The organism is Plesiomonas sp., assembly GCF_051650925.1.
In the GTDB taxonomy this organism is placed as follows: domain Bacteria; phylum Pseudomonadota; class Gammaproteobacteria; order Enterobacterales; family CAMTGL01; genus Plesiomonas.
The window spans coordinates 1-2,021 of record NZ_JBOFRH010000241.1 but is presented as its reverse complement, the minus strand read 5'-3'; the positions used below and the strand labels follow the sequence as shown (position 1 = coordinate 2,021).

The following is a 2,021-nucleotide window of genomic DNA, read 5'->3' as shown; positions in this document are numbered from 1 at the left end:
CCCTGTTCGGCCTCTTTGCGTACCGCTAAAATGGCGTTACGGTAGATCAGATTGCCGGAAGCGCCCGCCGCAGAAACCAAGCCGTTTAGCAGTGGCACACCGGCGGTAAAGGTGACTGATAAGGTGCGTGAAAAGCGGGCAACACTGGCTTTATGCAACATGAGGCCAATGACCGGCAATTTGAGCATAAGTTTATCCTGCCGAAGACGTATTTTTTCAGAACTGCGGTACATGCGGCGATAGAGATAAACTGCCGCCACAATACCTATTGCCACAAAGCCACCTTTTTCCCGCAGTAATACCGAAAGATTGAGTACCATCTGAGTAAATGCCGGCAGTTCAGAGCCAAAGCCATGATAGAGCTGTTCAAATTGGGGGATAACAAACAACAGCATTAAGACCGATACCCCGATAGCAACCGCCATTACCATGCTGGGATAAAATAGGGCTTTTTTGATTTTTGATTTCAGCGCTTCCATTTTTTCGCGGTGGGTGGCGATCCTATCCATGACCAGATCAAGCCGTCCGGTCACCTCACCGGTGCTGACCAGATCACAAAACAGATCATCAAAGATCAGCGGGTATTTGCGCAGTGATTGTGAAATGGGGGTTCCGCTTTCTACATCAGAAGCGATATTGTTGATCAGGCGGCGCATGCAGGGTTTGGCATGGCTTTCACCGATTAAACGCAGAGCCTGTAATACTGGTACTCCAGCAAATAACATGGTGGAAACTTGGCGGCTGAAAAAGGCAATATCAGCTGGTTTAACCCGATCTTTGAGTTTAGTCAGAACCGATTGTGGGGCTTTTTTTGCCTCAATTCGGCTGAACCCGCGTGTCATTAAAATGGCTTTTAATTCATCAATTGAGCTGGCATCAAGCTCACCGGTACACTCCTGACCCTGCCGGTTAAAGGCGCTCCATTTATACGGATACTGTTTTCTGGCTTTCAGTTGGGTCAGTGTTGTCATGTTTATACTCCGGTGACGCGATCAATTTCTTCAAGTGAGGTAACCCCTTGCAACACGCGGGCATAACCGGCATTGCGCAGCGTGAGCATGCCTTGCTGACAGGCAATTTCGGTGAGTTCAGGGGCGTGAGCACCGCGTAAAATCGCATCTGTCAGTTGTGGTGACATCGGCATTAGCTCATAAATACCGGTACGCCCTTTGTAGCCACCGCTACAGTGATCGCAGCCCTGTGGATTGGCTTTAAACAGGGTAACGCCCTGCTCTTGGTAGGGGGTAAAATCGCGTGCTTTTTGCTCGGCTGCGGAAAGAAACAGCTCTTGGCGGCAGTGTGGGCAGAGGCGGCGCGCCAAGCGTTGAGCAATGATCAGATTGACTGATGAGGCGATGTTGTAGGCCGGAACGCCCATGTTTGACAGGCGGGTTAGCGTTTCAGCCGCTGAGTTGGTATGCAGGGTAGAGAGTACCAAGTGGCCGGTTTGCGCCGCTTTAACCGCAATTTCGGCAGTTTCCAGATCACGAATTTCGCCCACCATCACCACATCAGGATCTTGGCGTAAAAATGCCCGCAGGGCGCTGGCAAAGGTTAGCCCCGCTCGGGTGTTGATTTGGGTTTGATTGACACCACTGAGGTTGATCTCCACCGGATCTTCAGCTGTTGAGATATTCCGCTCGGGGGTGTTTAAGCGGGCAAGGCCGGTATATAGGGTCACGGTTTTACCGCTACCAGTTGGGCCGGTGACTAAAATTAGCCCCTGCGGACGCGCCAGCACCGCTTTATATAGCGCCTTATCCTGTTCAGTAAAGCCAAGCTGGTCAATATCAAGCCGTGCGGCAGAAGAGTCGAGAATACGCAGCACCACTTTTTCACCGAACAGGGTCGGCAGGGTGGATACCCGCAGATCAATCGCCGTGCCTTCACTGAGTTTTAGCTTGATGCGGCCATCTTGTGGGATGCGGCGCTCGGCGATATCGAGTTTACTCATGATTTTCAGGCGTGCGGCAAGGCGTTGCGCCAGCTTTTGTGGCGGGCTGGTGATCTCTTGCAATACG

General features: G+C 51.7%; 2 protein-coding genes. Both read right to left on the bottom strand.

What is annotated here, in order from left to right; all coding sequences use genetic code 11:
* A partial coding sequence (locus ACRC27_RS05785; protein WP_438639405.1) for a type II secretion system F family protein occupies nt 1-971 on the bottom strand: 971 nt, incomplete at its 3' end.
* A 2-nt stretch (nt 972-973) separates the two neighbouring features.
* On the bottom strand, nt 974-2,021 hold a 1,048-nt coding region (locus tag ACRC27_RS05780), incomplete at its 5' end, for a GspE/PulE family protein (protein WP_438639404.1).